Annotated in this window: 20 protein-coding genes; 17 read left to right on the top strand and 3 right to left on the bottom strand. The window is 64.6% G+C overall.

Going from position 1 to position 26,922, the window contains the following annotated elements:
• Positions 1 to 100: 100 nt before the first annotated feature.
• Positions 101 to 1,534, bottom strand: coding sequence for an amino-acid N-acetyltransferase (argA, locus tag LDO29_RS22040; RefSeq protein ID WP_224081865.1), 1,434 nt, complete (start codon positions 1,532 to 1,534; stop codon positions 101 to 103).
• A gap of 23 nt (positions 1,535 to 1,557) precedes the next feature.
• Here argA and hrpA point away from each other — a divergent pair, with 23 nt between their 5' ends.
• The 6 genes from hrpA (at position 1,558) to LDO29_RS22010 (ending at position 10,297) form a co-directional block, all read left to right on the top strand.
• Positions 1,558 to 5,520: an ATP-dependent RNA helicase HrpA gene (gene hrpA / locus LDO29_RS22035; RefSeq protein WP_224081864.1), complete on the top strand. Its 3,963-nt coding sequence runs from the start codon at positions 1,558 to 1,560 to the stop codon at positions 5,518 to 5,520.
• 211 nt (positions 5,521 to 5,731) lie between these two features.
• Complete coding sequence (locus LDO29_RS22030) at positions 5,732 to 6,658, top strand: YVTN family beta-propeller repeat protein (protein ID WP_224081892.1); 927 nt, start codon at positions 5,732 to 5,734, stop codon at positions 6,656 to 6,658.
• A 24-nt stretch (positions 6,659 to 6,682) separates the two neighbouring features.
• Entirely contained in the window at positions 6,683 to 7,522 is an 840-nt protein-coding gene (locus LDO29_RS22025; RefSeq protein ID WP_224081863.1) for a polysaccharide deacetylase family protein, read from the top strand.
• Positions 7,522 to 8,496: a sterol desaturase family protein gene (locus tag LDO29_RS22020; RefSeq protein ID WP_224081862.1), complete on the top strand. Its 975-nt coding sequence runs from the start codon at positions 7,522 to 7,524 to the stop codon at positions 8,494 to 8,496. The genes LDO29_RS22025 and LDO29_RS22020 overlap by 1 nt, the downstream gene beginning before the upstream one ends.
• Positions 8,497 to 8,587: 91 nt before the next feature.
• Positions 8,588 to 9,466 carry an EI24 domain-containing protein gene (locus LDO29_RS22015; RefSeq protein WP_224081861.1) on the top strand — a complete coding sequence of 293 codons (879 nt, stop codon included), beginning with the start codon at positions 8,588 to 8,590 and terminating at the stop codon, positions 9,464 to 9,466.
• A 12-nt stretch (positions 9,467 to 9,478) separates the two neighbouring features.
• Positions 9,479 to 10,297: a competence/damage-inducible protein A gene (locus LDO29_RS22010; protein ID WP_224081860.1), complete on the top strand. Its 819-nt coding sequence runs from the start codon at positions 9,479 to 9,481 to the stop codon at positions 10,295 to 10,297.
• Between the two features lie 66 nt (positions 10,298 to 10,363).
• Here LDO29_RS22010 and LDO29_RS22005 read toward each other — a convergent pair whose 3' ends face one another.
• Positions 10,364 to 10,828, bottom strand: a complete 465-nt coding sequence (locus LDO29_RS22005) for a rhodanese-like domain-containing protein (protein WP_224081859.1) — start codon at positions 10,826 to 10,828, stop codon at positions 10,364 to 10,366.
• 502 nt (positions 10,829 to 11,330) lie between these two features.
• Between LDO29_RS22005 and LDO29_RS22000 the strand changes: the two genes are divergently transcribed.
• From LDO29_RS22000 to ntrC, 4 genes are all read left to right on the top strand, one after another.
• Entirely contained in the window at positions 11,331 to 12,746 is a 1,416-nt protein-coding gene (locus tag LDO29_RS22000; RefSeq protein WP_224081858.1) for a 3-hydroxylaminophenol mutase, read from the top strand.
• Between the two features lie 151 nt (positions 12,747 to 12,897).
• Positions 12,898 to 13,452, top strand: a complete 555-nt coding sequence (locus tag LDO29_RS21995; protein WP_224081857.1) for a DUF4124 domain-containing protein — start codon at positions 12,898 to 12,900, stop codon at positions 13,450 to 13,452.
• Between the two features lie 4 nt (positions 13,453 to 13,456).
• Positions 13,457 to 14,638 (top strand): nitrogen regulation protein NR(II), encoded by a 1,182-nt coding sequence (gene glnL / locus LDO29_RS21990; protein ID WP_224081856.1) that lies wholly within the window; start codon positions 13,457 to 13,459, stop codon positions 14,636 to 14,638.
• Between the two features lie 92 nt (positions 14,639 to 14,730).
• Positions 14,731 to 16,281 carry a nitrogen regulation protein NR(I) gene (ntrC, locus tag LDO29_RS21985; RefSeq protein ID WP_224081855.1) on the top strand — a complete coding sequence of 517 codons (1,551 nt, stop codon included), beginning with the start codon at positions 14,731 to 14,733 and terminating at the stop codon, positions 16,279 to 16,281.
• Between the two features lie 55 nt (positions 16,282 to 16,336).
• On the opposite strand, the gene LDO29_RS21980 is transcribed toward ntrC, so the two are convergent.
• Positions 16,337 to 17,134: an HAD-IIB family hydrolase gene (locus tag LDO29_RS21980; RefSeq protein ID WP_224081854.1), complete on the bottom strand. Its 798-nt coding sequence runs from the start codon at positions 17,132 to 17,134 to the stop codon at positions 16,337 to 16,339.
• 195 nt (positions 17,135 to 17,329) lie between these two features.
• Here LDO29_RS21980 and ugpB point away from each other — a divergent pair, with 195 nt between their 5' ends.
• The 7 genes from ugpB (at position 17,330) to odhB (ending at position 26,901) form a co-directional block, all read left to right on the top strand.
• A complete protein-coding gene (gene ugpB, locus LDO29_RS21975; protein WP_224081853.1) occupies positions 17,330 to 18,646 on the top strand; it encodes a sn-glycerol-3-phosphate ABC transporter substrate-binding protein UgpB in 1,317 nt (438 codons plus the stop codon).
• Between the two features lie 108 nt (positions 18,647 to 18,754).
• A complete protein-coding gene (gene ugpA, locus LDO29_RS21970; RefSeq protein WP_224081852.1) occupies positions 18,755 to 19,636 on the top strand; it encodes a sn-glycerol-3-phosphate ABC transporter permease UgpA in 882 nt (293 codons plus the stop codon).
• A 10-nt stretch (positions 19,637 to 19,646) separates the two neighbouring features.
• Complete coding sequence (gene ugpE, locus LDO29_RS21965; protein WP_224081851.1) at positions 19,647 to 20,495, top strand: sn-glycerol-3-phosphate ABC transporter permease UgpE; 849 nt, start codon at positions 19,647 to 19,649, stop codon at positions 20,493 to 20,495.
• A 40-nt stretch (positions 20,496 to 20,535) separates the two neighbouring features.
• Positions 20,536 to 21,633, top strand: coding sequence for a sn-glycerol-3-phosphate import ATP-binding protein UgpC (locus LDO29_RS21960; protein WP_224081850.1), 1,098 nt, complete (start codon positions 20,536 to 20,538; stop codon positions 21,631 to 21,633).
• Positions 21,634 to 21,635: 2 nt separating this feature from the next.
• Positions 21,636 to 22,403: a glycerophosphodiester phosphodiesterase gene (gene ugpQ / locus LDO29_RS21955; protein ID WP_224081849.1), complete on the top strand. Its 768-nt coding sequence runs from the start codon at positions 21,636 to 21,638 to the stop codon at positions 22,401 to 22,403.
• A 310-nt stretch (positions 22,404 to 22,713) separates the two neighbouring features.
• Entirely contained in the window at positions 22,714 to 25,566 is a 2,853-nt protein-coding gene (locus LDO29_RS21950; RefSeq protein ID WP_224081848.1) for a 2-oxoglutarate dehydrogenase E1 component, read from the top strand.
• Between the two features lie 87 nt (positions 25,567 to 25,653).
• Entirely contained in the window at positions 25,654 to 26,901 is a 1,248-nt protein-coding gene (gene odhB, locus LDO29_RS21945) for a 2-oxoglutarate dehydrogenase complex dihydrolipoyllysine-residue succinyltransferase (protein ID WP_224081847.1), read from the top strand.
• Positions 26,902 to 26,922 lie beyond the last annotated feature (21 nt).

Here is a 26,922-nt window from a genome sequence, read left to right as displayed (position 1 = left end):
GTCCTGTGCTACCGATCCTGTGTTTCAGTGGACAACTGGTCTGCTATTGTAGCCAAGCGCGCCGGGGCACCGCGGCATGGCGGCATTGCCCCTACATTTCCTACAGTTTTTTCATCAGCACCATCGACTTGCGCTGCCAGTTGTAGAGCTTGCGCTTGTCTTCGGGCAGGTCGTCCACGGTGGCGTGGACAAAGCCGCGCTTGAGGAACCAGTGTTCGGTGCGCGTGGTGAGTACGAACAGACGTTCGAGGCCCAGCGTGCGTGCGCGCCGTTCGATGCGCTTGAGCAGGCGCTCCCCGTCGCCGGTGCCCTGCGCTTCGGGCGACACCGTCAGGCAGGCCATCTCGCCCATGTTTTCACGCGGGTAGTCGTACAGGGCGGCGCAACCGAACAGCACGCCGTCGTGCTCGATCACCGAGAAATTGGCGATGTCGCGCTCGATCAGGTGGCGGCCGCGCGGGACCAGCGTACCGTCCTGCTCGAGCGGGGCGATCAGCTGCAGGATGCCGCCGACGTCGTCAAGCGTGGCTTCGCGCAGGCTTTCCAGGTCCGTGTCGGAAATCATGGTGCCGACGCCATCGTGCAGGAACAGTTCCAGCAGCACCGAGCCGTCCAGCGAATAGGGAATCAGGTGCGCGCGCGGCACGCCGCCCTTGAGCGCCTTGACCAGGTGCTGCAGGTAGTAGCCGATGTCATGCGGCAGGTGGTCGTTCTGCAGGCGCTCCACGGCAGTGCGCAGCGACATCTCTTTCATCAGCTTGCCGACCGGGTCAAGCACGCCCGGCACTTCGGTGATGAAAATGAGCTTGTCGGCCTTGAGCGTGGTTGCCGTGGCGCTGGCCACATCTTCCATGGACAGGTTGAAGGCCTGCCCCGTCGGCGAGAAGCCCAGCGGCGAGAACAGCACGATCTTGCCGTGCGACAGCGACATGCGCACCGATTCGCCGTCGATCTTGCGCACCAGGCCAGTGTGCTGGTAGTCCACGCCGTTGACGATGCCCACCGGCCGGGCCGTGACGAAGTTGCCCGAGATCACGGACAGCTGCGCACCAGCCATCGGCGTGTTCGGCAGCCCCTGGCTGAAGGCCGCCTCGATATCCAGGCGCAGTTCGCCGGAGGCTTCCTTGGCGCATTCGAGTGCGGCGTTGTCAGTGATGCGCACGCCGTCGGCGAACTGGGATTCGACATGGCGCAGGGCCAGCTGCTCTTCCACCTGCGGGCGCGAACCGTGCACCAGCACGATCTGCATGCCCATGGCATGCAGCAGCGCCACATCGTTGACCAGCGCATTGAGGACCCCCGCCTTGACCAGCTCGCCGCCGAAGGCGATCACGAAGGTCTTTCCCCGGAACGCGTGGATATACGGCGCGACGGTGCGCAGCCAGTCGACAAACTGCTGGTGGTCCGGGGCGCCGCGCTCGCCGGCTTCGGTCTGGGGCGCGCCCGTGGCGGGCTGCGATTCGGTGGCAGGCTGGGGCTCGGCCGGCTCGAAGGGAGCCGGCGCCTGCGGTGGCGTGTCGGTTCTGGCATTCATGCCGCGGATTATAATCCCGGCCAATGTCAGAACAACGTCCCGCCAAGCCTTCTTCGCCACGCCAGCCAGCCGCTGGCGCACGGCCAGCCCCCCGACCCGACGGCCGTCCCGAGCAGCGCCCGCCATCCCGTTCCGGCCCGCGGCCAGAGACCGCGCCCGGCCCTGGGGCGCAGGCTGCGCGCAGGCGCGCGCCACGGCCGCCGCGCCAGGCCAACCCGCTGCCGCCCATCACGTTTCCGGAGGCGCTGCCGGTCTCGGTGCGCCGTGACGAGATTGCCGCGGCGCTGCAGGCGAACCAGGTGGTCATCGTGTCCGGCGAGACTGGCTCGGGCAAGACCACGCAGTTGCCCAAGATCTGCCTGTCGATCGGGCGCGGGCCCGGCGGCGAAGGCGGCGGCCTGATCGGCCACACCCAGCCGCGGCGCATTGCGGCTACGTCGACCGCCAAGCGCATTGCGCAGGAGCTGGGTTCGCCGGTCGGCGAGCACGTGGGTTATCAGGTGCGCTTCAATGATGCGCTGTCGCCGGGCGCCTCGGTCAAGCTGATGACCGACGGCATCCTGCTGGCGGAGACGCAGAACGATCCGCTGCTGCGCGCGTACGACACCATCATCATCGACGAGGCGCACGAACGCAGCCTGAACATCGACTTCCTGATCGGCTACCTGAAGCAGCTATTGCCAAGGCGCCCGGACCTCAAAGTCATCATTACCTCGGCTACCATCGACGCGCAGCGTTTCGCCACGCATTTCGCCATCAACGGCAAGCCGGCCCCGGTGATCGAGGTAAGCGGCCGGCTGTACCCGGTGGAACTCCGCTACCGGCCGATCCAGCAGGACGCGCCCGCCGACGGCCCGCCGAAGAGCGCCCAGGCTCGCGAGCGCGACCTGTACGACGGCATCGTCGATGCCGTGGGCGAACTGTCGCGCCTGGGGTCCGGCGACGTGCTGGTGTTCCTGCCGGGCGAGCGCGAGATCCGCGAGGCCGCCGAGGCGCTGCGCAAGCATCATCCGCCGCACACGGAAATTCTGCCGCTGTTCGCGCGCCTGTCGGTGCAGGAGCAGGAGCGCGTGTTCAAGCCGTCGAACGCGCGCCGCATCGTGCTGGCGACCAACGTTGCCGAGACCTCGCTGACCGTGCCGGGCATCCGCTACGTGGTGGATACCGGGCTCGCGCGTGTCAAGCGCTATTCGTATCGCAACAAGGTCGAGCAGCTCCAGATCGAATCGATTTCGCAGGCTGCCGCCAACCAGCGCGCCGGCCGTTGCGGGCGCGTGGCCAATGGGGTTTGCATCCGGCTCTATGAGGAGTCGGATTTTCTCGGCCGCGTGCGCTTCACGGATCCGGAGATCCTGCGTTCCTCGCTGGCTGCGGTGATCCTTCGCATGAAGGCATTGCGGTTGACGGACATCGAATCATTCCCGTTCATCGAGCCGCCTCTGGGCCGGGCGGTTGCCGACGGCTACCAGCTGCTGCAGGAGCTCGGCGCGGTGGACGATGCCAACCAGCTCACCGCTACCGGACGCCAGCTGGCCAAGCTGCCACTGGATCCACGCGTGGCGCGCATGATCCTGGCCGCGCGCGAGCAGCACTGCCTGCGCGAGGTGCTGGTCATCGCCAGCGCGCTGTCGGTGCAGGATCCGCGCGAGCGCCCGCAGGAAGCGCAGGAGGCGGCCGACCAGGCGCACCGCAAGTTCATGGACGAGAAGTCCGAGTTCCTGGGCTGGGTCAAGCTCTGGAAGTGGTTCGAAGACGCCGTCGCGCACAAGAAATCCAACCGGCAACTGCAGGACCAGTGCCGCGCCAGCTTCCTCTCGCACGTGCGGCTGCGCGAGTGGCGCGACGTGCATTCGCAGTTGCTGACCACTGTGACCGAGCAGGGCTGGCGGCTGAACGACAGTGAGCCGACCTACGAGCAGCTGCACAAGGCGCTGCTGACCGGCCTGCTTGGCAACGTCGGCTGCCGGATCGAGGAAAGCGACGGCAAGGGCCGCGAATATCTCGGCGCGCGCGGCATCAAGTTCCACCTGTGGCCGGGGTCGCTGATCGCGCGCAAGGTAGGGCGCTGGGTCATGGCCGCCGAACTGGTCGAGACCAGCCGGCTGTTCGCGCGGACGCTCGCTCGCATCGAGCCCGAGTGGCTGGAGCAGGTGGGCCGCCACCTGCTCAAGGTGAGCTGGAGCGACCCGCACTGGGAAAAGAAGGCCGGACAGGTGCTGGCGCTCGAGCGCGCCACGCTCTACGGGCTGGTGGTGTACCAGCACCGCCGCGTGCACTACGGGCCGATGAATCCGAAAGAAGCGCGCGAGATCTTCATCCGCCGCGCGCTGGTCGAAGGCGAGTTCGACACGCGCCTGCCGTTCTACGCGCACAACCAGCGGCTGGTACGCGAGATCGAGAACCTGGAGCACAAGTCGCGCCGCCAGGACGTACTGGTCGACGATGAACTGATCTACGCGTTCTATGACGGGGCGATTCCTGCCGACATCTGCCAGCAGAACACCTTCGAGCGCTGGTACCAGGCCGAAAGCGCGAAGGACCGCAAGCTGCTCTACCTCAACCGCGAGGAGCTGATGCGGCACGAGGCGGCTGGCATTACCACGGACCTGTTCCCCAAGACCATGTCCGTGGCCGGCGTCGACATGGGCCTGACCTATCACTTCGAGCCCGGCAGCCACCGTGATGGCGTCACGCTGGCCGTGCCACTCTACGCGCTAAACCAGGTACGCCCTGAGCGTGCCGAATGGCTGGTGCCGGGCATGATCAAGGAAAAGGTGCACCTGCTGCTCAAGTCCTTGCCGCAGAAGCTGCGCCGCCACTGCGTGCCGCTGCCGGACTATGCCGCGGCCTTCGTGGCGCGGCGCCCGTTTGGCGAAGGCGAACTGACCGACGTGCTGATCGCGGACATCCGCGAGCAGACCGGCACGGTCGTGCGGCGCGCCGATTTCAAGCCGGAAACGCTGCCTGCGCACCACTTCATGAACTTCAAGGTGGTCGACGAACACGGCCGCCAGCTCGACATGGGGCGCAACCTGGCGCAGTTGCGTGCGGAGCTTGGCGGTCAGGCGCAGCAGTCGTTCCAGAATATTGCCGCGCGCGACGTGCCCGCGGCTGAGGCAGGCCAGTACGAGGGTTTGACGTCCTGGTCGTTCGGCGAACTGCCCGAGTTGCTGGAAATCCGCAAGGGCAGCCAGACACTGTTCGGCTACCCGGCGCTGGTGGACAAGGGCACGCATTGCGACGTGGAGGTCTTCGACGATCCGCAGGAGGCAGAGCGTATCCACCATGCGGGCTTGCGCCGGCTGTTCGCGTTGCAGTTGCGCGAACAGGTGAAGTTCCTCGAGAAGAACATCCCCGGCTTGCAGCAGATGGCCATGCAGTACATGACCCTGGGCACGCAGGAGATGCTGCGCGAGCAGATCGTCATGGTGGCGCTGGAGCGCGCCTGCCTGCAGGCGCCGCTGCCGCGCGACGACGCAGAGTTCAGCGCTCGCAAGGACGAGGGCCGGGCCAGGCTGTCGCTGCTGGCCCAGGAGATCGCGCGGCTGGCGGGCACCATCCTGGCCGAGTACGCCGGCCTGCCGCGCAAGCTGCTGCAGGCGAAGCCTTTCGGGGTGGCCTATGCCGACATGGAAGGGCAGCTTGGCCGCCTGATGGGCAAGCAGTTCATCATCGATACGCCGTACGCGCAGCTCGTGCATTTCCCGCGCTACCTGAAGGGCATCGCCATGCGCGTGGACAAGCTCAAGGGCGACCCCGCGCGCGACACCCAGCGCATACAGGAGATGGCGCCGTTGCAGCAGCAGTGGCAGCGCGCCGAAAAGCAGCTGCGGACGCAGGGCAAGGGCGCCGCCGACGCAAAGCTCGAGGAGTTCCGCTGGATGCTGGAAGAACTGCGCGTAGCGCTGTTTGCCCAGGAGCTGCGCACGCCGGTGCCGATGTCCGTCAAGCGGCTGCAGAAGGTCTGGGAAGCCATGCAGCGATAAGCTGCCACCCACCCGGCGGATCGTGAGGCAGGAACAGCACAAAGATGTGTAACTAAATGTGAAAGACTTGTCCGTGGTCAGTCGGCCGGTCATCGTGGCGACCGTCTGAAACGTTAGAATGTGCGATTCCGCCCTTGGATTGACTGGACTTATGCTCGTGTTGCGTCGTGTTGCTGCCGGTGTGTTGACGATCGGCTCCCTGGCCTTGGGGATGATGGCGTCGCCGGCCTCGGCGGAAGTTGTGGTGGTGCTCAATTCAGGTGATGCGACCGTCACACTGATCGACAAGGACACGCAGAAGGTGCTGGAGACCTTCCCGGTCGGCAAGGAGCCGCACCACCTGATCGCAACGCCGGATGAAAAGTCCCTGATCGTTGCGAATGCCGTGGGCAATGACCTGGTCTTCCTGGACCCGGTGTCTGGCAAGGTTCAGCAGCGCGTACCTGGCATCGACGATCCCTACCAGATCGGTTTTTCCCCGGACCAGAAGTGGTTCATCGCTACTGGCAACCGGCTGGACCGTGTCGATCTCTACCGCTGGGACGGCAAGGCGCTGAAGATGGCCAAGCAGTTTCCGCTGGCCAAGACGCCCAGCCATATCGCCTTCACCACCGACAGCCGCATCGCCTTCATCACGCTGCAGGATTCCAATGAGGTGGTCGCCATCGACCTGGCCACGCAGAACGTGATGTGGCGCATGGATGCGGGCTCGGCGCCAGCGGGTATCTGGGTGACGCCTGACCAGCGCTACCTGCTGGTCGGCATGACGGGCGCGGACTATGTGGCCGTGATCGACTGGCGTACGCGTACCATCGTGAAGCAGATCCAGACCGGCAAGGGGGCGCACAACTTCCGTGCGGTGGGCGACAAGCGCCACCTGTTCCTGAGCAACCGGGTTTCGGGCAGCATCAGCATCATCGACCAGCAGACCCTGACCAAGGTCGGAGAAATCACCGGCCTGCCGCCGGGACCGGACGACATGGAGCTGACAGCCGACGGCAAGACGCTGTGGGTGACGTTCCGCTGGGCACGCGCGGTCGGCCTGATCGACGTGGCCAACCGCAAGCTGGTCAAGACCATCCGCGTGGGCCGCTCGCCCCATGGCATCTATTTCCGCACGCGCGCTCCGCTTTACTGATACGGACAGGGCAGGGCAAGGATCATGCGCAAGTTCATCGCGCCCCGCTTGAAATGGTTGCTGGCCGCGCTGGCAGCCGTGCCGCTGGCAGGCCTGCATGCGGCCGATGCGCCCACGGGCCAAACCTGCCGCGCCGGCACGCTGTACCTGACGTTTGATACGGGCAGCATGAGCCAGGCGCAACTGATCGCCGACACGCTGCGCCGGCACCATATCAAGGCCACGTTCTTCCTGGCCAATGAGCCTACCGTCAACAAGGACGGCTCACTTGAGCCCGGCTGGGCGCCATATTGGAAAGCGCTGACGGCCGACGGCCACGCGTTTGGCACGCATACCTACGATCACGTCTACCTGCGCAGCACGCGCGACGGCAAGGTGACCATGCGCCCGCAGTTCGGCGCCCAGGCCGGCAAGGACATCAGCATGGACGCCGACGGCTTTTGCCGCGAGCTGCAACGCAGCGCGCAGGCGCTGCGCGGGATGACGGGCGTCGACATGGTCCCCCTGTGGCGCGCGCCGGGCGGCCGCACCGCTCCGCAAACGCTGCAGTGGGCCGAGCAATGCGGCTTCCGGCATGTGGGCTGGGCGCCCGCCGGGTTCCTGGGCGATGAATTGTCGTCGGAGCGCTACCCGAACCGCGTGCTGCTGGAACGCGCGCTGCGCGACCTGCGGGATGGCGACATCACCATGGCCCATCTCGGCATCTGGTCGCGCAAGGACCCGTGGGCGCCCGGCGTGCTGGAGCCGCTGATTTCAGGGCTGGAGCGCAAGGGCTTCTGCTTTGCCACGCTGCGCGAGCATCCCGCTTATCGGGACTGGATCGCCGCGGCCGGGAAGGCCTCGCGCAAGGAGGGCAAGCGCTGATGTGGGAGACGCTCAACGGCTGGATTGCCCAGGCAGAAGGCTCGCTGTTCCAGAACGTGGTCCTGCCGGCCGTCTACAACATGGGCTTCGGCGGCTATGCGGAAGACGCGTTCACCGGCACCGAGTGGTTGCTGGTGGGGCTGGTGCAGATTGCCGTGATGGTGCTGATCCTGGGGCCTCTGGAAAAGCTGCGCCCGGTCGAGCCGGTCACCGATCGCGCCGGCATCCGCACGGATATTCTCTACACGCTGATCCACCGGCTGGGACTGTTCCGGCTGGCGATGTTCTTCGTGCTGGCACCGCTGACCGATTCGCTGGAAGGGCACCTGCGGCTGTTCGGCTGGCAACGCGTGAACGTGGAAGACTGGTGGCCCGGCGTGACGTCGATTCCACTGGTCAGCTTCTTCGTCTACCTGCTCCTGTTTGACCTGCTCGACTATTGGTACCACCGCCTGTCGCACACCTACCGCTGGTGGTGGAGCCTGCACGCAGTACACCACAGCCAGCGCCAGATGACGCTGTGGAGCGACAACCGCAATCACCTGCTCGACGACATGCTGCGCGACCTGGTCTTTGCCGTGGCCGCCATCGCCGTGGGGGTGGAGCCGTCCCAGTACGTGCTGCTGGTGGCGCTGTCCCAGTTGCTGCAGAGCCTGCAGCATGCCAACCTGCGCCTGCACTTCGGCGCGATCGGCGAGCGCCTGCTGGTCTCGCCGCGCTTTCATCGCACGCACCACGCCGTCGGCCTGGGCCATGAGGCGGCCGGTGCGCCGGCCCGTCTGGGCGGCTGCAACTATGGCGTGATCTTCCCGTGGTGGGACATGCTGTTCGGCACGGCGGTCTTCACGACGGCCTACCATCCCACCGGAATCCGCGACCAGATGCCGCCGCCGACGGGCAAGGGCCGGAATTATGGCGCGGGCCTGCTGGCCCAGCAGTGGTACGGCCTCAAGCGCCTGCTGCGCCTCGGCTGAACCGACACGCCGGCGTACCGGCGGCGTATGGTAGTGTTTCGGTGCGCGTGCATTTGCCGGCGCATTGCACTGTTCCATTCTGACATCCTGCATGAACGACATTTTTCGCTCATTTGGCCGCGCGCTCGTGAGCCAGTTGCATCCGCGCATGCTGATGCTGACGGTCGTGCCCTTCATCCTTGCCACGGCACTGTGGGGCGGCCTGCTCTGGTGGGGCTGGGACCCGATCATGGGCGCAACGCGGTCTTTCCTCGAGGCCTCCGTGCTGACCAGCTGGATCTACAGCGCGCTGGACTGGTTCGGCCTGCAGTCGATGCGTGCGGTGGTCGCACCGCTGTTCGTGGCTGCGCTGGCGGTCCCGCTGGTGATCGCGTCGATGCTGCTGTTCATCAGCCTGTTTTCGGTGCCGGCGGTGGTGCGCCATCTCGAGCGCAGCTACCCGGACTTGGCCAAGGAGCGAGGCGGCAGCATCCTGGGCAGCGTGTTCCAGTCGCTGGGCAGCACGGTGGTGTTCCTGCTGCTGGTGCTGGTGACGTTGCCGCTGTGGCTGGTGCCGCCGTTCTTTGCGCTGATTCCGCCTGTGCTCTGGGGCTGGCTGACCTACCGTGTCATGACCTACGATGCGCTGGCCGACCATGCCTCCGCCGAGGAACGCAAGACGCTCATGCAGCGCCATCGCGTCCCGCTGCTCGTCATCGGCATTGCGGTCGGGTTGCTCGGCTCGGCACCGACGTTGCTGTGGGTATCATCGGCCGCGGTCATTTTCCTGTTTCCATTCGTGCTGACCGGCATGCTGTGGCTGTACGTGCTGATCTTCATTTTCTCGGCGCTGTGGTTCGGCCATTTCTGCCTGCGCGCGCTGGCGCAACTGCGTGCCGAGCGGGCGTCGGCCGCGCCGCCGCCATCGGCACCGGCCGGCGACGTGATTGATCTGGCGCCTTCGGACGTGCGCCGCATTGAACATTCCTGAAGCGGGGGCATCATGGGTTTCGGCCTGATCGTCATTGGCGACGAAATACTTTCCGGGCGGCGCGAAGACAAGCACATGCGCCGCGCCATCGAGTTGCTTGGAGCACGCGGGCTGAAGCTGGACTGGGCCCAGTACGTTGGCGACGACCGCGCAAGCATCACGGCAACGCTGCGCCGCACGCTTGCAGGGCCGGATGTCGTGTTCTGCACAGGCGGTATCGGTGCGACGCCTGACGACCACACGCGCCAATGCGTGGCCGCCGCGCTCGGAGTGCCACTGGTGCTGCATCCCGAGGCGCGCGAGCTGATCGCGCTGCGGATTGCCGAAACCGCGCAGGGTGATCCGGTAAAGAGCGACCTCAAGCTGCCCGAGAACCAGCATCGCTTCAAGATGGGGGAGTTTCCCGAAGGTGCGCGCATTATCCCGAACAGCTACAACCGGATACCCGGGTTCTCCGTGGCGGACCACCATTTCATGCCCGGGTTTCCGGTCATGGCGTGGCCGATGATGGAGTGGGTGCTGGACCATGACTATGCCCACCTGTTCCACCAGGCCAGCCAGCAGGAGCGTGCGTTTTATGTGTTCGAGGCGCCGGAATCGACGCTGACGCCGCTGATGGAACGGGTCGAGGCGGCCTACCCGAGCATCCGGGTGTTCAGCCTGCCGTCCGTCGGGGATGTGCAACGCGGCGATATCTTCGCGCGGCGCCATATCGACCTGGGCGTGAAGGGGGCCGCGGAACAGGTCGGACCGGCCTATACCATGCTGCTCGAAGGCGTGCGCGGCATGGGCTTCGAAACGGTGGAGCAGGCGGCATCAGGCGCCAGCTAAGCCCGACGGGGCCGGCAAGAAAAACAGGGGTCGCGCGGGCCGCTGCTCGTTTTGCGTGCAGACGGTTCAGGCGCCGTGCCAGGGCAGGCCGCGCACACACCAGCCTTCCACGGTCTTGCGATGGTGGTTGTCGTCGCGGTTGCCTTCGAACCCTTCCAGCACGTCCATGGCGTACTGGTACCCGGCTTCGGTGGCGACGCGGGCGGCGTGCTTGGAGCGCGCGGCGCTGCGGCACAGGAACAGCACCGGCACGCCGGCGGGCACGCGTGCCTTCAGCTCTTCGACGAACCGCGCGTTTTGTGCGCCGCCGGGATAGGACATCCACTCGACGTGGGCAAACTGCTCGTCGGGCAGATCAACGCCGCCCACCCAGTCAAGTTCAGCCTGCGTACGCACGTCGACCAGCACGGCCGATGGATCGCTCTGCAGCAGCGCGAAGGCTTCCACCGGCGACAGCGCGCCGAAATAGGGAAGCTGGTTCTGTTGCTGGCGTTGCTGCGCAGCCTTGAGGAGTTCGTCTCGGGTGGTCATCTGGGTGACAAGAAAATTGGATGGAATGGTGGGAAGTGCCAGACCGCTATTCTATAGTGCGTCTCGGCAATGGCCATCGTCCCGGACGGGCCGATTGCCAATGGTGCGGAAGGAATGGGGCGTTTGCGGTGCGTTGAGGATCGTTTTGGTGCATGCGCACCAATAAGGTGCTCAATCTTGAAACATGCACCGCTATGGTGTTTTATGCATGGGGTGTGTAGCGGTTTACCAGTTGCGTTGGCGTCACGTCGCGGCGGTCCGGGAATGGTGGACTCGGCTGCGATACCCCGGGGCGGTGCGCGGGCTTTGGTCCCGCACTTTTTTCGGGACGGCGGCGCGCGGCTGGCGCTTGCTTGGCATGCTTTCTGCTAACATTCCTCGTCCTTTTCAGGGCAAGGAATCGCGCGGGCGGAGTGGCTCGGAACCACCGCACTTCGCACCGGCGCGATGACCGGCCCACGAATGGCTTTCTAGACTTCAGCCGAATTTCCAGGAGATTGGCATGGCCCAAAGCGTTGCAGATGTGATGAAGCTTGTGAAGGAAAACGACGTCAAGTTTGTCGATTTCCGTTTCACCGATACCAAAGGCAAGGAGCAGCACGTCTCGGTGCCGACGTCGCACTTCGACGAAGACAAGTTCGAAAGCGGCCACGCCTTCGACGGTTCGTCCATCGCCGGCTGGAAGGGTATCGAGGCTTCGGACATGCTGCTGATGCCGGACTCGAACACCGCCTTCATCGACCCGTTCTACGAAGAGCCGACGCTGGTGCTGACCTGCGACGTGGTCGAGCCGTCGGACGGCAAGGGCTATGACCGCGACCCGCGGTCGATCGCCAAGCGCGCCGAGGCCTACCTGAAGAGCACCGGCCTGGGCGACACTGCCTTCTTCGGTCCGGAGCCCGAGTTCTTCATCTTCGACGGCGTGACCTGGAACGTCGATATGCAAGGCTGCTTCGTGAAGGTCCATTCCGAAGAAGCCCCGTGGTCGTCGGGCAAGGAATTCGAGCACGGCAACTCGGGCCACCGTCCGGGCAAGAAGGGCGGCTACTTCCCGGTTGCCCCGATCGACACCTTCCAGGACATGCGTTCGGAAATGTGCCTGATCCTGGAATCGCTGGGCATTCCTGTTGAAGTCCACCACCACGAAGTGGCTGGCCAGGGCCAGAACGAAATCGGCACCAAGTTCAGCACGCTGGTGCAGCGCGCCGACTGGACCCAGCTGCAAAAGTACGTGATCCAGAACGTCGCCCACACCTACGGCAAGACCGCCACGTTCATGCCGAAGCCCATCGTCGGCGACAACGGTTCGGGCATGCACGTGCACCAGTCCGTGTGGAAGGACGGCCAGAACCTGTTCGCAGGCAACGGCTACGCCGGCCTGTCGGAATTTGCGCTGTACTACATCGGCGGCATCATCAAGCACGCCCGCGCGCTGAACGCCATCACCAACCCGGGCACGAACTCGTACAAGCGCCTGGTGCCGGGCTTCGAAGCGCCGGTCAAGCTGGCCTACTCGGCCCGCAACCGTTCGGCTTCGATCCGTATTCCGTACGTCGCCAACCCGAAGGGCCGCCGCATCGAGACCCGCTTCCCGGATCCGCTGATGAACCCGTACCTGGGCTTCTCGGCGCTGCTGATGGCTGGCCTGGACGGCGTGATGAACAAGATCCACCCGGGCGAAGCCGCCGACAAGAACCTGTACGACCTGCCGCCGGAAGAGGATGCAAAGATCCCGACCGTCTGTGCGAGCCTCGACCAGTCGCTGGAATACCTCGACAACGACCGTGAGTTCCTGACCCGCGGCGGCGTGTTCTCCAACTCCATGCTCGATGCCTACATCGAGCTGAAGATGGAGGAAGTCACCCGCTTCCGCATGACCACTCACCCGGTCGAATTCGAAATGTATTACTCGCTGTAAGCGAGTTGTTGCCCGGCGATGACGACAGGTTGTGGCCGGGCAACAATTGCACCAGCAAGGGGCGGCTTTGGCTGTCCCTTTTTCTTTTGATGGCTAGAATGGGGCTTTCCGTTCAACCCTATCGCTGATGTTCATGAACGAGTTCCCGCCCATGGCCACGCCGGCCAAGCCGCTGCACCAATCCCGTGTTCGGCTCCCCATCCTGGTGTCTGCCGCTGTGCTGGCGGCATCCGCGTGGAGCCAGTCTGCACAGGCGCAATCCTCCGACGTCTACGTATGCGCTGGCCCCAACGGCGTGCCGGAATATCGCAACGGCAGCGCGGGTAAAGGGTGCAAGCGACTGAACCTGCCGGATGTGGTCACGGTGCCTGGCGGACGTACCGCGGCGCCGGCAAAAGCCGCTGCGACATCGGGCGGAACCGCGGGCGGCACGGCGGTAAGCGGCGGTTTTCCGCGCGTGGACAGCGCCACGCAGAAGAGCCGCGACAGCGAGCGGCGCACCGTGCTGGAGCAGGAACTGCAGGCCGAGGATGCCAAGCTGGCGGCGCTGCGCGCCGAGTACAACAACGGCCAGCCCGAGCGCCAGGGCAATGAACGGAATTATCAGAAATATCTGGATCGCACGGCGGCGCTGCGCGATGACATCGCCCGTAGCGAGGCCAATGCGGCGTCGCTGCGCCGCGAGCTTTCGAATCTGAAGGACTAGTCTTATGCGTCGCCTGATTCGCAATGTGTCGCGCAAGAGCGGTGGTGCCGATGGCGCCCGCAGCGACACAGCCGGCCAGACTCAACCGGTCAATGGCCCGGACAGCGGTCAGGTGTTGCCACTCGGCGCGGTGGCCCTGCATTCGGGTCTCGATGTCGTGGCCAATCCCGTGCTGCTGGTCAGGCAGCCCGGGCTGCGCGTGGCCTATGCCAACCCTGCCGCCGAATCGAGCTTCGCGGTGTCGCGCAAGGCCATGGTGGAACTGTCCCTGTCCGACCTGTTCGGCCAGTCCGAAGAACTGCAGGGCATGATCGATACCGTGATCACGCGCCAGTTCGACGTGCGGCGCCAGGACCTGGTGCTGCGTCCGCCTTTGCAGGAGCCGATCCACGCGCACGTGGTCATTGGCGCGCTCGAGGCGTTCAGCGATACCGTGCTGGTGGAGGTCCTGCTCAACGAGCAGAAGGTCCGCAGCGACCGGGAGGAGCGCATCCTCGACCTGACGGCCGCCAACAAGGAGCTGATCCGCAATCTGGCGCACGAGATCAAGAATCCGCTGGGCGGCATCCGCGGCGCCGCGCAATTGCTGGAATTCGAGCTGCCCGAGCGCGCGCTGCGCGAGTACACCCAGGTCATCATCAAGGAGTCGGACCGCCTGCAGACGCTGGTGGACCGGCTGCTGGAACCGCACCGCCACCCGCACATCGTGTCGAGCCTGAACATCCACGAAGTGCTGGAGCGCGTGCGCTCGGTCGTGCTGGCCGAGTTTCCCAACGGCCTCGACATCGTGCGCGACTACGACGCCAGCCTGCCCGAGCTGCGCGGCGACATGGAGCAGCTGATCCAGGCCGTGCTGAACATCGTCCATAACGCCGCGCAGGCGCTGGCCGAGCGTATTGCGCGTGGCGATGCGCAGATCGTGCTGCGTACCCGGGTGGCGCGCCAGGTCACGATCGCCAAGCGCTTGTTCAAGCTGGCATTGGACTTGCATGTGATCGACAACGGCCCCGGTATTCCCGATGACATCCGCGAACGCATCTTCTATCCGCTGGTTTCGGGTAGGGATGGCGGCAGCGGTCTCGGTCTCACACTCGCTCAAACCTTCGTGCAGCAGCACGAGGGCTTGATCGAATGCGAGAGCAGGCCGGGCTGTACCGACTTCCGCATCCTGCTGCCGCTGCACTAGCTGTCCCGCCGGCATCCGCGATCGATCGTTGCACTTGCCGCTAGGCCGGGCATGCGGAAGACCAAATGACACCGAGCAGACAAGCGACGCACATGAAGCCGATCTGGATAGTCGACGACGATCAATCAATCCGCTGGGTACTTGAAAAGGCCCTGGCCCGTGAAAGCCTGCTCTCCCGCAGCTTTACCAATGTCCGCGACGCGCTTGCGGCGCTGGAAGACGATGTCCCGCAGGTCCTGATATCGGATATCCGCATGCCCGGCGGCTCGGGCCTGGACTTGCTGCAGGCCATCAAGGCCAAGCACCCGGGCCTGCCCGTCATCATCATGACGGCCTATTCGGACCTCGACAGCGCCGTGGCGGCATTCCAGGGGGGGGCCTTCGAATACCTGGCCAAGCCCTTCGATGTCGACAAGGCCGTCGAGCTGATCCGCCGCGCGCTGGAAGAAAGCCTGCGCGAGGAGGAGATGGACGACCGCCTGGTCGACGCGCCGGAAATCCTGGGCCAGGCACCCGCTATGCAGGACGTATTCCGCGCCATCGGACGGCTGTCGCAATCGAACGTGACGGTGATGATCACCGGCGAATCCGGTACCGGCAAGGAGCTGGTGGCGCGCGCCCTGCACAAGCACAGCCCGCGCGCGAATGGCCCGTTCATTGCGCTGAATACGGCAGCCATTCCTAAGGACCTGCTCGAATCCGAACTGTTCGGTCACGAGCGCGGCGCGTTTACCGGTGCCCAGACCATGCGCCGCGGGCGCTTCGAGCAGGCCGAGGGTGGTACGCTGTTCCTCGACGAAATCGGCGATATGCCGTTCGACTTGCAGACCCGGTTGCTGCGCGTGCTGTCCGATGGCAATTTCTATCGCGTGGGCGGCCACAATCCGCTGCGCGCCAATGTGCGCGTCATTGCCGCCACGCACCAGAACCTGGAGCTGCGCGTCAAGGAAGGCCTGTTCCGCGAGGACTTGTTCCACCGCCTGAACGTGATCCGGCTGCGCTTGCCGCCACTGCGCGAACGGCCGGAAGACATCACGCTGCTGGCGCGGCACTTCCTGCAGAAAAGTGCCAAGGAACTGGGCGTGGAGCCCAAGCGCATGTCCGACGAGGCGCTGGCCTACGTCAGCACGCTGCCGTTCCCGGGCAATGTGCGGCAGCTCGAGAACCTCTGCAACTGGCTGACCGTGATGGCGCCGGCGCAGACCATCGAGGTCAAGGACCTTCCGCGCGAGATGATTGGGGCGGGTGGTGTGGAGGGTGCGCCGGCCATGCCTCGCGCTGCCGAGCCGCGATTGCCTTCCGCCGGGTTTGAGGGCGGCCATGACCTGTCGGACTACGGTGGCCTGGTCATGCCGGTTGCCGAGGCGGAGACCATGACGGCCGTGCGGCCCGTCACGGAACCCATGGCCTCCGCGTCAGCATCGCTGTCGGCCGGATGGGAAAGCCTGCTTGCCGGTGAGGCGCGCGCGATGTTGGAATCCGGGCAGCCCGAAGTCATGGACGTGCTGACACGGCGCTTTGAAAAGGCCGTGCTGGAAGCGGCGCTGGGTGTGACGCGCGGCCGTCGCGTAGAGGCCGCCACGCGCCTGGGCATCGGGCGCAATACCATCACGCGCAAGCTGCAGGAACTGGGATTCGACTAAGCCGGGCTGCGGCGTTCAGTGAACAGTGAAAAGGCCGGGTTCGCCCCGGCCTTTGTCATTGCCGGCTGTGTGCGGCAAGCAGTTGCGCTGCCATCTCCGCGAATCCTTCGCCGCCGCTGGCATCGGTCACATAGGCCGGTGCGACCGGCAATTGCGGCAGGATCTCGCGCACGTTGGCCACGCCGACCGACAGCGGGAAATGCGCGAACATGCTGGCATCGTTGGCCGAATCGCCAATGAACAGCCATTCGTCGCGCCGCGCGTCGAGATCCTCGCCAAGCAGTTCGGCTGCGCACAGCCGGCTCATGCTCAGCTTGTCATGCCGGCCGAACCAGCCGTTGACGTGGATGGAGCTGACCGTGGCGGTCATGCCGGCGTCCTGCATGAGCCGGAGGATATGGGCTACGGCATCGGCCGGCAGCGGCGCAACGTCCTCCGCATGGTCGATGGCCAGGTCGGCGGCGTGCCAGGCCTGGTCGGAGGCCAGGGCGCTGCCGGGCACCTCGCGCAGGATCCGTTCGCCCAGGGCACGGATGCGCTCCAGGTTGCGGGCGCGGGCCGGGGCATTGTCGAGGAAGCGCGTCAGCAGCCGGCCGTCGCGCAGATGGGAGTAGAAGGCGCCGTTCTCGCCGATGATGGCATCCACTGGCCAGAGCCGGACCAGGATCTCGGCCCAGGCAATGCAGCGGCCGGTCACCGGGATGACATGCAGGCCGGACAGGCGGAGCTGCTCCAGCGCCAGGCCCGCGCGCGCCGGCAGCCTGCCGCCCGTGGTCAGGGTGCCGTCGATGTCGGTCAGGATTCCGCGCACGCGGCGCAGGGCGGTGGCGGGCAGGTTTCGCAGCGGTTGCATGGGTCCGCATTGTACTGCCGAGCTCTGCTGACCTCTGCCGCCCTTGCCCGCGTTGCGCTGCAATATGCTGCGTACTGGTGATTTTGCTGAATTGCTCCCCGAGGTGCGACAGGCGTAACATGCCGCTGTCACAAAAAGCACATAAATTCGCTCGTTCCCCAATGCAGCGAAGAATCTCACCAGGAGAGACCACCCATGTCCTTTTCCCGTAGTGTGCTGAAGATCGCCGTGCTGGCCGCCCTTACCGGGGCAGGCAGCGCCCAGGCAGCGGTCGAGATCCAGTGGTGGCATGCGATGCAGGGTGCCCTCAATGACAAGGTCAACGAGATCGCCGGCAAGTTCAACGCCAGCCAGTCCGAGTACAAGGTCGTGCCCGTCAACAAGGGCAACTATGACGAAACCATGGCGGCCGGCATTGCCGCGTTCCGTGCGGGCGGCGCCCCGGCCATCCTGCAGGTCTTCGAAGTCGGGACTGCGACCATGATGAGTGCCAAGGGTGCCATCAAGCCGGTCTCGGTCGTCATGAAGGACGCGGGCGAGAAGTTCGACCAGAAGGCCTACATTCCCGCGGTGGCCGGTTACTACACCTCGTCGAAGGGCGAGATGCTCTCGTTCCCGTTCAACAGTTCCACTACGGTCTTCTATTACAACAAGGACGCCTTCAAGAAAGCAGGCCTGGATCCTGAAAAGCCGCCCAAGACCTGGCCGGAAGTCATGCAGTATTCGGCCAAGCTCAAGGCCTCGGGGACCAACTGCGCTTATACGACCGACTGGCAGGGCTGGGTGCATCTCGAGAGTTTCTCGGCATGGCACAACACGCTGTACGCGACCAGGAACAACGGCTTCGGCGGCACCGATACGCGCCTGGTCTTCAACAGCCCGCTCCATGTCAAGCACATCACCAACCTGCAGGACATGGTGAAGAAGGGCTACTTCAGCTACGGCGGCCGCAAGGCAGAATCTCAGGCCAAGTTCTACAACGGCGAATGCGCGATGTTCACGGGTTCGTCGGCTTCCCTGGCCAATATCCGCAAGAACGCCAAGTTTGCCTTTGCCGTATCGCAGCTGCCGTACTACCCGGACGTACCGGGTGCCCCGCAGAACACCATCATCGGCGGCGCTTCGCTCTGGGTGATGGGCGGCAAGAAGCCCGAGGAGTACAAGGGCGTAGCCAAGTTCTTCACGTTCCTGTCCCGCCCCGAGATCCAGTCGGATTGGCACCAGGCCACCGGTTACCTGCCGGTGACGATGGCTGCCTACGAACTGACCAAGAAGTCCGGATACTACGACAAGAATCCGGGTGCCGATGTGTCGGTGCAGCAGATGGTGGTCAAGACCACCGACAAGTCGCGGGGCGTGCGCCTGGGCAATATGGTGCAGATCCGCACCGTGGTGGATGAGGAACTCGAAGCCGTCTGGGCCGGCAAGAAGGAGCCCAAGACGGCGCTGGACGACGCCGTGCGGCGCGGCAACGAGTTGCTCGAACGCTTCCAGAAGACGGCTCGCGAGTAAGTTCCTGGCGAACTGAGCAGGCTTCCGGGGCGGCGGATATATGGCGCGCTGCCCCGGCCAGGTTTCACCCCGACGCCGCCACGCGCGGCGGTCGAAGGAATGCTGCTGATGGAAAAACGCGTTGTTTTCCGCTCGCCGTGGTTGCCTTATCTGCTGGTGTTGCCGCAGATTGTCATCACCTTGGTATTCTTTTTCCTGCCCGCCGGGCAGGCGTTGTATCAGTCCATGCTTCAGCAGGATGCCTTTGGCATCAACCTGGAATTCGTCGGACTGGACAACTTCCGCACGCTCTGGAACGACCCGCTCTATGTCGAGTCCTTCGAGGTGACTGCTATCTTCGCGGTCGGCGTCACGGTGGTCGGACTGTCGACGGCGCTGCTGCTCGCGTATTTCGCCGACCGCGTCGTGCGCGCCGCGGTCGGCTACAAGACCCTGTTGATCTGGCCCTATGCGGTGGCGCCGGCAGTGGCGGGCGTGCTGTGGATGTTCATGTTCAACCCCACGCTCGGCGTGGTGTCCTATGGCTTGCACCGGCTCGGCGTGAACTGGAACTTCCTGCTCGACGGCAACCAGGCGCTGCTGCTGGTCGTGCTGGCGGCTGCATGGAAGCAGATCAGCTACAACTTCCTGTTCTTCCTGGCGGGCCTGCAGAGCATTCCGCGTTCACTGATCGAGGCCGCGGCCATTGACGGGGCCGGCCCGTGGCGCCGCTTCTGGTCGATCATTTTCCCGCTGCTGTCGCCGACCACTTTCTTCCTGATGGTGATCAACGTGGTCTACGCCTTCTTCGACACCTTTGCCATCATCGATGCCGTGACGCACGGTGGGCCATTCAATTCGACCAATACCCTGGTCTACAAGGTGTTCCACGACGGCTTCCGCGGCATGGATATCGGCGGTTCGGCGGCACAGTCGGTGGTGCTGATGGTGATTGTCATCGCGCTGACGGTGGTGCAGTTCCGCTACGTCGAGCGCAAGGTCCAGTATTGAGGAGGGCATCATGGTAGAACGCCGTCCTTTCCTGGATTTCCTGACGCACCTGGTACTGATCGTCGGCATGGTCATCGTGGTGTTCCCGGTCTACCTGACCTTCGTCGCGTCCTCGCTGACGGCGGAGCAGGTGCTCGACGCACCGATGACGCTGATTCCCGGCGGCCACCTGATCGAGAACTATCGCACCGTGCTGTTCCAGGGCGTGGGTGAGGCAGCGTCGCCCGTATCCACCATGATGAAGAATAGCCTCATCATGGCGCTCGGGATCGCGCTGGGCAAGATCGCCATCTCGATCATCTCGGCCTTTGCCATCGTCTATTTCCGCTTCCCGCTGCGTAAGACATTCTTCTGGCTCATCTTCATCACGTTGATGCTGCCGGTGGAGGTCCGCATCCTGCCGACTTACAAGGTGGTGTCGGACCTGGGCATGCTGGACAGCTATTTCGGCCTGACGATTCCGATCATTGCCTCTGCCACGGCCACGTTCCTGTTCCGGCAGTTCTTCCTGACCATTCCCGATGAGCTGGCCGAAGCGGCACGCATCGATGGGGCCGGGCCGCTGCGCTTCTTCTGGGACGTGGTGCTGCCGCTGTCGCGCACCAGCATCGCGGCGCTGTTCGTGATCCAGTTCATCTACGGCTGGAACCAGTACTTGTGGCCGCTGCTGATCACCACGCAGAAGTCGATGACGCCGGTGGTGGTGGGCGTGACGCAGATGATTTCGCGCTCGGGCGACGCGGCAACGGACTGGAACCTGGTGATGGCTACTGTCATGCTCGCGATGATCCCGCCAGCCATCGTCGTCGTGCTGATGCAGAAGTGGTTCGTCAAGGGACTGGTCGAAACCGAAAAATGAGCGAGTGACCGGGTCACGCAGGCTGTACAGGAACAGGACAATGGCAAAACTGTCGCTTCGCAATGTTCAGAAGACCTATGCCGGCAACGTCAAGGTCGTGCATGGTATCGACATGGAGATCGCCGATGGCGAGTTCATCGTCATAGTGGGGCCGTCCGGTTGCGGCAAGTCGACGCTGCTGCGCATGGTGGCGGGTCTGGAGACCATCACGGGCGGCGACATCCACATCGGCGACAGGATCGTCAACCAGCTGGAGCCGGCGGAGCGGGACATCGCCATGGTGTTCCAGAATTACGCGCTCTACCCGCACATGACCGTGTACGACAACATGGCATACGGGCTGAAGATCCGCGGCATGGCCAAGGCCGAGATCGAGCAGCGCGTCAGGCATGCGGCGGGCATCCTGGAACTGGCGCCACTGCTGGATCGCAAGCCTCGGCAACTTTCGGGCGGGCAGCGCCAGCGCGTGGCGATGGGCCGAGCCATTGTGCGCGAGCCATCGGTGTTCCTGTTCGATGAACCGCTGTCGAACCTCGACGCCAAGCTGCGCGTGCAGATGCGCCTGGAACTCAAGGAACTGCATCGGCGCCTGGGCACCACCAGCCTGTACGTGACCCATGACCAGGTGGAGGCCATGACGCTGGCCGACCGCATGATGGTGCTCAACGGCGGGCGCGTCGAGCAGATCGGCACGCCGCTGGACGTCTATTCGCGCCCGGCGAGCACTTTCGTCGCCGGTTTCATCGGTTCGCCGCCGATGAATCTTGTTCCGGTCGTGCGCAACGGCGAGGCCGGCGGGGCACAGATGCGGGTAGTCGGCAAGGAGGGCAACGTCAACGGCGCAACGCTGGGCCACCTGCCGATGGGGCTGCACCTGCCCGGCGAGGCGCTGCTGGGGCTGCGGCCCGAGCACATCGAGCCGTGCGGCGCGCATGACGCGATTGCCGAAGTGGATGTGCGCGTGGTCGAGGCACTGGGCGCGGACTCCTTCGCCTATGGATCGCTGGGCGGCCAGCCCATCGTCGTGCGCCTGGACAGCCATGCGCAGGTGCGCGCCGGCGACAAGCTGCCGGTGACATCGTCGGCGGATCATCTTCATTTCTACGACGCCCAGACGGGCAAGCGTATCGAGGCCTGACCATGGGCGCACCGAATTCTGCGGCGGTCACGGCGGCCAACTGGCCATACCCCCGCCACATCGCACACCGCGGCGCCGGCAAGCTCGCGCCGGAGAATACGCTGGCGGCATTTCGCCTGGGGGCGTCGTTCGGCTACCGGATGTTCGAGTTCGACGTGAAGCTCAGTGCGGACGGCAAGCCGGTCCTGATGCACGATGCCACGCTGGACCGGACGACCTCCGGTGCCGGCCGCGTCGATGCGCTGAACCTGTGCGAGCTGGCGCAGCTCGATGCAGGTGCCTGGCACAGCCCGGGATATGCCGGCGAGCCGGTGCCGACGCTGGCCGCCATCGCGCGCTATACGCAAGCCAACGGGCTGTACAGCAACATCGAGATCAAGCCGGTGCCCGGGCGGGAAACGCAGACCGGTGCTGCGGTCGCGCTGGATGCACAATCCCTGTGGCGGGGTGCCGCGGTGCCGCCACTGCTGTCGTCGTTCTCCGAGGAAGCGCTGGCGGCGGCGCGCGACGCCGTTCCAGAGTTGCCGCGCGCATTGCTCGTGGATGTGCTGCCTCCGGACTGGCTTGCGCGTGCGCAGGCACTCGGCTGCGTCGCGCTGGACGCGAACTACCGCGTGCTGGACGCGCAGGTCATTGCCGCCGCGCATGCCGCCGGGCTAAAGGTGCTGAGCTACACCGTGAACGAGCCGGAGCGGGCTGCCCAACTGCTTGGCTGGGGGCTGGACGGACTGATTACAGACGCAGTCGATGCTATTGCGCCGGCCGGATAATTGTTGCGGATATGTTGTTTATGGCGCGAATTGATGCGCTGCGTAATCCCGCATCGCGAAAAGTCCACATCGCGCATAAGCAAACGTGCTATTCTTACCGCCGTGAAGACTTAGGTCCTTCCCCGCACAACTTGCCCTTTCGGGCCTTGTGATGGCACTTCCACTTCGGCGCCCTCGTGGTGCCGTTTGTTCAAGAGCCATCAGTTGGGCTCCCAAGAGTTGTTTGCAATCCGCTAACCGGTCAAGCCGTGTCGCGGAAGGTTGAATAACCCGCTGAGCTCCGGCATTCCCGGAGAAAAGTGAGCGTCCCATGATGCAGCAGTATCAGAGCAATTCGTATCTCTTCGGCGGCAACGCCCCGTACGTTGAAGAGCTGTACGAAGCCTATCTCCAGAACCCCAGCTCGGTTCCCGACAACTGGCGCGCGTATTTCGACGCCGTGCAGAATGTCCCGGCTGTGGACGGTTCCAATACGCGTGACGTTCCGCACGCTCCCATCGTCGCCTCGTTTGCCGAGCGCGCCAAGCAAGGCCCCATCAGGACCATTGTTGCCTCGGCCGATTCCGACATGGGCCGCAAGCGCGTCGCTGCCACCCAGCTGATCGCCGCCTACCGCAACATCGGTTCGCACTGGGCCGACCTGGACCCGCTCAAGCGCCAGGAGCGTCCGCCCCTGCCGGATCTGGACCCGGCTTTCTACGGCTTCTCCGAAGCTGATCTCGACATCGTCTTCAATGCCAGCAACACCTACTTCGGCAAGGAGTCGATGAGCCTGCGCGAGTTGCTGAACAACCTGCGCGAAACCTACTGCGGCACCATCGGCGCCGAATTCATGTACGTGAGCGACCAGGCGCAGAAGCGCTGGTGGCAGGAGCGCCTGGAAACCACGCGCTCCAAGCCGGTGTTCACGCTGGAAAAGAAGAAGCACATCCTCGACCGCCTGACCGCTGCCGAAGGCCTGGAACGCTTCCTCCACACCAAGTACGTCGGCCAGAAGCGCTTCTCGCTCGAAGGCGGCGAGAGCTTCATTGCCGCCATGGACGAGCTGATCCAGGAGGCCGGCAGCAAGGGCGTGCAGGAAATCGTGATCGGCATGGCCCACCGTGGCCGTCTGAACGTGCTGGTCAATACGCTGGGCAAGATGCCGGCCGACCTGTTTGCCGAATTCGAAGGCAAGCACGTCGATGACCTGCCGGCCGGCGACGTGAAGTACCACAAGGGCTTCTCGAGCGATGTCTCGACCGCGGGCGGCCCGGTTCACCTGTCGCTCGCGTTCAACCCGTCGCACCTGGAAATTGTCAACCCGGTGGTCGAAGGCTCGTCCAAGGCCCGCCAGGAGCGCCGCGGCGATGCCGGCCACAAGGAAGTGCTGCCGGTGCAGGTGCACGGCGACGCGGCCTTTGCCGGCCAGGGCGTGGTGATGGAGACGCTGAACCTCGCGCAGACCCGTGGCTACGGCACGGGCGGCACGATGCACATCGTCATCAACAACCAGATCGGCTTCACCACCTCCGACCCGCGCGACGCCCGTTCGACGCTGTACTGCACGGACGTGGTCAAGATGATCGAGGCGCCGGTGCTGCACGTGAACGGCGACGATCCCGAAGCCGTGGTGTACGCCATGCAGCTGGCCGTTGATTTCCGCATGGAATTCAACAAGGACGTCGTGGTCGACATCATCTGCTTCCGCAAGCTGGGCCACAACGAGCAGGACACCCCGGCCGTCACGCAGCCGCTGATGTACAAGAAGATCAGCCAGCATCCGGGCACGCGCAAGCTGTACGCCGACAAGCTGGCTGCGCAGAACCTGGTCCCGGCCGAGTTCGGCGACGAGAAGGTCAAGGAATACCGCGCCGCGATGGACGCCGGCAAGCACACCGCCGACCCGGTCCTGTCGAACTTCAAGAACAAGTTCGCCGTGGACTGGATGCCGTTCCTGAACCGCAAGTGGACCGATGCCGCCGACACCGCCGTGCCGGTGACCGAACTGAAGCGCCTGGCCGAACGCATCACCACCACGCCCGAGACGCTGAAGCTGCACCCGCTGGTGGAGAAGGTCGTCAAGGATCGCGCCAACATGGGCCGGGGCGACCAGCCACTGGACTGGGGCATGGGTGAGCACCTGGCCTTCGCTTCGCTGGTGTCGTCGGGCTATCCGGTGCGTATCACCGGCCAGGACGCGGGCCGCGGCACCTTCACCCACCGCCACGCCGTGCTGCATGACCAGAACCGCGAGCGCTGGGATGCCGGCAGCTACGTGCCGCTGCAGAACGTGTCGGAAAACCAGGCACCGTTCACGGTGATCGACTCGGTGCTGTCTGAAGAAGCCGTGCTCGGCTTCGAGTACGGTTACTCGGCCGCCGAACCGAACGCGCTGGTGATCTGGGAAGCCCAGTTCGGCGACTTCGTCAACGGCGCCCAGGTGGTGATCGACCAGTTCATCTCCTCGGGTGAAGTGAAGTGGGGCCGCGCCTCGGGCCTGACCCTGATGCTGCCGCACGGCTACGAAGGCCAGGGTCCGGAACACAGCTCGGCTCGCATCGAGCGTTTCCTGCAGCTCTGCGCGGACCACAACATGCAGGTCTGCCAGCCGACCACGCCGGCACAGATCTTCCACCTGCTGCGCCGCCAGATGATCCGTCTGTTCCGCAAGCCGCTGGTGATCATGACGCCGAAGTCGCTGTTGCGTAACAAGGAAGCCGTCTCGCCGCTGTCCGACCTGGCCAAGGGCCACTTCGAAACGGTCATCCCCGACCACGAAGAACTGAACGCCAGCAAGGTCAAGCGCGTGATCATGTGCTCGGGCAAGGTCTACTACGACCTGGTCAACACGCGCAAGGAACGCGAGGCAAACGACGCTGCCGTCATCCGTCTGGAACAGCTGTATCCGTTCCCGCACAAGGCAGTTGCTGCAGAACTCAAGAAATACCCGAACGCCACCGAAATCGTGTGGTGCCAGGACGAGCCGCAGAACCAGGGTGCCTGGTTCTTCGTGCAGCACTACATCATGGAAAACATGACGGAAGGCCAGAAGCTCGGTTATGCCGGTCGTCCCGCTTCCGCTTCGCCGGCGGTGGGCTACTACGCAAAGCACAACGAGCAGCAGAAGGCGCTGCTGGATGCCGCTTTCTCCAAGCTCAAGGGCTTTGTCCTGACCAAGTAATTGTGGCAGCACGGCGGCGCTCGCAGGTGACCGCCGTGCCTTTTCCTGCCTGAAGAACAAAACGCATACATCGAGGAATTCACAACCATGGCTATTGTTGACGTCAAGGTTCCGCAACTGTCCGAATCGGTCGCCGAAGCGACCATGCTGAACTGGAAGAAGAAGCCTGGCGAAGCTGTCGCTCAGGACGAGATCCTGATCGAGATCGAGACCGACAAGGTCGTGCTGGAAGTGCCGGCCCCGTCGGCTGGCGTGCTGTCGCAGATCATCAAGAACGATGGTGACACCGTTGTGGCCGATGAAATCATCGCCAAGATCGACACCGAGGCCACCGCTGGCGCCGCCGCCCCGGCAGCCGCAGCACCGGCCCCGGCTGCTGCACCTGCACCTGCCGCTGCTGCTCCGGCCGCAGCTGGCGCGGTTGCCATGCCGTCGGCCGCCAAGCTGATGGCCGAAGCTGGCCTGTCGGCCGGCCAGGTTGCCGGTACCGGCAAGGATGGCCGCATCACCAAGGGCGATGTGCTGGGTGCTGCCGCTGCCCCCGCGCCGGCCGCCAAGGCCGCGCCGGCTCCTGCCGCCGCCAAGCCGGCCCTGCCGCAGGTTGCTACCAACGTGGACTTTGCCGCCCTGGGCGACCGCCCGGAAGAGCGCGTGCCGATGAGCCGCCTGCGCGCCCGTATCGCCGAGCGTCTGCTCCAGTCGCAAGCCACCAACGCCATCCTCACCACCTTCAATGAAGTGAACATGAAGCCGGTGATGGACTTGCGCAACAAGTACAAGGACCGCTTCGAGAAGGAACACGGCGTGAAGCTGGGCTTCATGTCGTTCTTCGTCAAGGCCGCGGTGCACGCGCTGAAGAAGTTCCCGCTGATCAATGCCTCGATCGACGGCAACGACATCGTCTACCACGGCTACTTCGACATCGGTATCGCCGTAGGCTCGCCGCGCGGCCTGGTGGTGCCCATCCTGCGCAATGCCGACCAGATGACCCTGGCCGACATCGAGAAGAAGATCGCCGAGTTCGGCGTCAAGGCCCGTGACGGCAAGCTGTCGCTGGAAGAACTGACCGGCGGTACGTTCTCGATCTCCAACGGTGGTGTGTTCGGTTCGATGCTGTCGACCCCGATCATCAACCCGCCGCAATCGGCCATCCTGGGCGTGCACGCGACCAAGGACCGCCCGGTGGTGGAAGACGGTCAGATCGTGATCCGTCCGATGAACTACCTGGCAATGTCCTACGACCACCGCATCATCGACGGCCGTGAAGCCGTGCTGGGCCTGGTTGCCATGAAGGACGCGCTGGAAGATCCGGCTCGCCTGCTGCTGGACCTGTAATGCTTGTCGTTCCCGCGAAGG

It is taken from the genome of Cupriavidus laharis, from assembly GCF_914271435.1.
Taxonomy (GTDB): domain Bacteria; phylum Pseudomonadota; class Gammaproteobacteria; order Burkholderiales; family Burkholderiaceae; genus Cupriavidus; species Cupriavidus laharis.
This window is presented reverse-complemented; position numbering and strand designations above follow the sequence as displayed.